At 64.9% G+C, this 4,274-nt stretch carries 4 protein-coding genes and 1 pseudogene; 3 read left to right on the forward strand and 2 right to left on the reverse strand.

The features are described 5' to 3' along the window. Positions 1–123: 123 nt before the first annotated feature. Positions 124–450 (reverse strand): heavy metal-binding domain-containing protein, encoded by a 327-nt coding sequence (locus NZ849_RS00975; protein ID WP_295403107.1) that lies wholly within the window; start codon positions 448–450, stop codon positions 124–126. An 86-nt stretch (positions 451–536) separates the two neighbouring features. On the opposite strand from NZ849_RS00975, the gene NZ849_RS00980 reads away from it, so the two are divergent. Genes NZ849_RS00980 through NZ849_RS00990 form a run of 3 tightly spaced genes read left to right on the forward strand, consistent with a single transcriptional unit; the run spans position 537 to position 3,283 of the window. Next, positions 537–1,256, forward strand: a complete 720-nt coding sequence (locus tag NZ849_RS00980) for a (Fe-S)-binding protein (RefSeq protein WP_295403100.1) — start codon at positions 537–539, stop codon at positions 1,254–1,256. Further along, on the forward strand, positions 1,253–2,647 hold the full coding sequence (locus tag NZ849_RS00985; RefSeq protein ID WP_295403101.1) for a LutB/LldF family L-lactate oxidation iron-sulfur protein: 1,395 nt from the start codon (positions 1,253–1,255) through the stop codon (positions 2,645–2,647). The genes NZ849_RS00980 and NZ849_RS00985 overlap by 4 nt, the downstream gene beginning before the upstream one ends. 9 nt (positions 2,648–2,656) lie before the next feature. Further along, positions 2,657–3,283 (forward strand): phosphoribosylanthranilate isomerase, encoded by a 627-nt coding sequence (locus NZ849_RS00990; protein ID WP_295403104.1) that lies wholly within the window; start codon positions 2,657–2,659, stop codon positions 3,281–3,283. 802 nt (positions 3,284–4,085) lie between these two features. Here the strand turns inward: NZ849_RS00990 and NZ849_RS00995 are convergent. Then, a pseudogene (locus NZ849_RS00995) lies at positions 4,086–4,274 on the reverse strand (sugar ABC transporter permease); the annotation flags it as partial.

Genomic DNA, 4,274 nt, shown 5'->3' on the forward strand with positions numbered 1-4,274 from the left:
AGGGCCGCCTGCTGGCCCAGGGGGAGCCCGAGGAGATGCTGGAGCCCGCGCTTCTGGAGGAGGTCTACGGGGTGCCCTTCGAGGTGGTTGCGCACCGGGGACGGCGGCTGGTGCTGCCCCGCCTCAGTAGACCCGGCTGGCCTTGACCGCGGTGCCCGAGGCCGTGACCATCAGCATATTCCCCTGGCCCACGGTCTCGTAGTCCACATCAATCCCAATCACCGCATCGGCCCCGCGGGCCAGCGCAGCCTGCTCCAGCTCCGAAAGCGCAATCTCGCGGGCCTTGCGCAGCTCGGCCTCGTAGGCCCCGCTCCGACCCCCTACAATGTCCCGCACCGAGGCCAAAAGGTCGCGGAGGATGTTGGCCCCCAGGATGGCCTCGCCAAAGACCACGTCCAGGTACTCGGTTATCCGATAACCTTCAAGCTGGCTCGAGGTGCTGAGGATGATCCTTCGGCGCATCAGAACCCCCCACAGAGCATACCCGAAGCCAGGGGCGCTCGGGTCATCCGGGGCCTGCTATAATCCCGGTTGTCGTGAGGGTGGCCCTTTTCATCACCTGCTTGGCCGACCAGTTCTTCGCCGAGGCGGGGGTAGCGGCGGTACGGCTTCTGCGCCACCTGGGCTGCACCGTAACCTTCCCCAAGGGCCAGACCTGCTGTGGCCAGCCTGCTTACAACGCGGGTTACTGGGCCGAGGCCCGCCAGATGGCCGAGTACACCCTGAAGTTGCTGGAGGAAAGCGAGTACGTGGTGCTCCCTTCGGGCTCCTGCACCACCATGCTGCGCGCCTTCTACCCCGAGCTTTTCCGGGAGCGAAGCCGGCTCTTTTCCAGGGCCGAAGCCTTGGCCCAGAGAACCTTTGAGCTCGCCGAATTCATCGTGAAGGTGCTGGGGGTAACCCAGCTGGGCCGAGGTCTTGAGGGCAGGCGTGTGGCCTACCACCACGGCTGCCACGCCCTGCGGGAGCTGGGCATTCGTCAGGAACCCCTCACCCTTCTGCGCAACGCCGGGGCCGAGGTTGCCGACTGGCCTGCAGCAGAGGAGTGCTGCGGCTTCGGTGGGCTATTTTCGGTCAAGCTACCCGAGGTCTCTTTGAGCATGGCCGATCAGAAGCTGAGAACCCTGCCCGCGGTAGATTTCCTGACCAGCGCTGACGGGGGCTGTATGCTGCACCTCGCGGGGCGGATGCAGAACCGAGGCCTGGCCTTGCCGGTGCGTCCTCTGGCCTCGGTCTTGTGGGAGGCGGTGGGATGAGGAGCGAGGCCAACCGCTACCCCCAGGAGGCCGCCCGGTTGCTGCGCGAGACCCCCCAGGTGCGCGACTCGGTTACCGGAGCCACCTCGAGCTTTGACGGGAAGAGGCGGCAGGCCTACGCCGAGGTGGAAGCAGAGGTCTGGCGCCGCTGGGCCGAGGGGGTCAAGAACCACACCCTGATGAGCCTGGACAGGTACCTCTTGCAGGCCGAGGCAAACCTGAAGAAAAACGGCGTGGAGGTGCACTGGGCTGAAGACGCGGAGGAGGCCCGGCGTATCCTGGCTGGCATTGCTCGGAAGGCTGGGGTGCGGCGGGTGGTCAAGGCCAAGACCATGGTTGCGGAGGAGCTGGGCATCAACCCCATGCTGGAGGGAATGGGCATAGAGGTGCTCGAGACCGACCTGGGCGAGTACATCATCCAGCTCCTCAACCAGCCGCCCTCCCACATCGTGGGCCCGGCCATCCACCTCAACCTGGAGCAGATTCAAACCCTCTTCCACGAACGCTTCCAGACGCCAATAGATGCCCCTCCCGAACACCTGGCAGCGGTGGCGCGAAGGCTGCTGAGGGATGGTTTTTTGGGGGCCGATATGGGCATCTCTGGGGGCAATTTCGTGGTGGCTGAGACGGGCACCCTAGCCCTGATGGAAAACGAGGGGAACATACGGCTTTCCACCTCGCTCCCCCGCCTCCACGTGGCCTTGGTAGGGATTGAGAAGGTCCTCCCTCGCTGGAGCGACCTGGCGGTCTTTCTCTCCCTGACCGCCCGGGCTGCCACTGGGCAGCGGCTCGGCACCTTTGTCTCGCTCATCCAGGGCCCACGCCGAGAGGACGAGCCGGAGGGGCCCGAGGAGGTCCATGTGATCTTCGTGGACAACGGGCGCACCAGCCTGCTGGCCGACCTCGAGGCCTGGGAAACCCTGCGCTGCGTGCGGTGTGCGGCCTGTTTGAATGCCTGTCCGGTCTACCGGCAGACGGGAGGGCACCCCTATGGCTACGTCTACAGCGGGCCGATTGGCTCTGTGCTCGCTCCGGGCCTGCTGGGTTTGGAGGAGACCAAGCCACTGCCTTACGCCTCTTCCCTTTGCGGGGCCTGCTTCCAGGCCTGCCCAGTGCGGATTCCTATCCCCAAGCTCCTGCTCACCTGGCGCCGCCGGGCGGTGGGGGAAGGGTTGGTCTCTGGGGTGGAAGCGGCGGCCGTCAAAGGGTACGCCTGGGCTGCAACCCGGCCCTGGGCCTACCGCCTGGCTTCCAAGCTCCTGCGGCTTCTACCGGAAAAAGCCCTAGAGAGCCCGGTCCTCCCCTTGTTGAGGGCCTGGACAGAGGGCCGAGCTGGCCTTCGGCCAAGCCCCAGAAGCTTCCAAGAGATGTGGGAGGCCAAGGAGGTGTAGCGGTCGGCGATGACTCGAGCCAAAATTTGCGGCATCACCTGTCTGGAAGATGCCTTGTGGGCGGAGGGGCTGGGGGCTTGGGCTGTGGGTTTCGTTCTGGTTCCGAGCAGCCGCCGCTACCTCAGCCCCGAGGCTGTCCGCCCCATTGCCCAGGGCTTGGGGCCTTTGGTAGTGCGGGTGGGGGTTTTTGCGGATACCCCACCCGAGGTGGTGCTGCGGCAGATGGAGGTGGCGGGGCTTCAGGTGGTCCAGCTTCACGGGGACGAACCGCCGGAGTGGGCCGAGCAGGTGCGCCGGTTTTTTCCGGTCATCAAGGCCATTCGCCTCTTCGGCCCGGCCTCGCCAGATTGGCTTTCCTACCCTGCCGAGGCTTTGCTGGTGGACGGGGCCAGCCCCGGCAGCGGCCAGGCTTACCCGCTGGGGTGGCTCGAGCCCCTTCGCGCGCACCCTCGCCTCATCATCGCAGGCGGCCTGACCCCGGAGAACCTGCCCTCGGCGCTGGCCCTGAAGCCCTACGGCGTAGACGTAAGCAGCGGCGTGGAGGCCGCACCGGGCCGGAAAGACCCCGATAAACTGCGGGCCTTTTTGGCTCAGGTGGCCCGCTTCAATGGGACGGGCAGCCCCTCTGAGCCCTGAGGCTTAGGGGTTGGGTCAATGTTTGCGCACCAGACCCAGCCCAACCGGGGTCAGGAGGCAGGGGGGTGGCCGCACTCCAGATGTGCAGGGCATATGCAGTGGGTACCCCTGCCAAGACGTTGGTCGCTACCGACAGGAGGGCAATTTGCAAAGAGAGAAGGGTTGCTTCCAGGTGTTCGGGGTCTCGGTGCACCGGGGCGTACCACTGCAGGGTGAACCCCTCAGGGCAGATCAAAGGTGCTTTTTGCTGCCATGCTGTAGACTTGCAGCATCAGCGGATTCTTAGCAAAGCCCTTCGGCTAGGGCCGTACAAAGGCCCCCATCATCCCGGCAAAGACAATGCTGGCTCTAGCCATCCGGGCATCAGTGCTGGTAGCAGAACCCGGCCTCAAACTTGAGAGGCGTAGCTCCCGAGGCTCGGGCCGCCTCCATACCCCTTGCGGTTTCCAAAAGGGGTATGAGGGCCAGGGCAGAAAGGGGGATGTTGTAGAAGGGGAGGATCAGGAAAAGCCCCGCCTAGGAGTAGAGGCCAGACCGCGGTAGCCCCAAGGAGGTGAGAAGCTGGTTCACCACCTGTTCCGCCCCAAGAGAACGATGAAGCACCACCAGGCCCGACAGGGAAGCCGGTATGGCATATAGGCTCATCAAAAGGTCGCAGGGTGGTGGTTTTGCCACATCCCGAGGGTCCAAGGTAAAGAACTCTCCTTCCCGCGGGGCTAGGCTTACCTCAGCTGCCGCTACCCGGTTTTAGCGCCTGCGCACATTGTTTGGCTCAACCATCGCGAATCACGGTTCCCCTATGTTAGCCCCGTGTCAAAAGCCGGTAGTAAAGCGCTACTAGGGCCAGACTCAGGAGGAGGAGCAGGTACCCCATGGCGCTCGCCCCCGAAAGGTCCAGGCCTAGGAAGGCCTTGCGGTAGATGTAGTAGCTCACCAGGTCCGTGGCCGAGCCCGGCCCCCCCCGGGTGAGGACGTAGACCAGGTCGTAGGT

It is taken from the genome of Meiothermus sp., from assembly GCF_025060375.1.
GTDB lineage: Bacteria > Deinococcota > Deinococci > Deinococcales > Thermaceae > Meiothermus.

Bases quoted from the DNA above. Each gene is read 5' to 3' on its own strand.
- NZ849_RS00985 (WP_295403101.1), top strand. From the start codon at position 1,253: ATGAGGAGCGAGGCCAACCGCTACCCCCAGGAGGCCGCCCGGTTGCTG.
- NZ849_RS00990 (WP_295403104.1), top strand. From the start codon at position 2,657: ATGACTCGAGCCAAAATTTGCGGCATCACCTGTCTGGAAGATGCCTTG.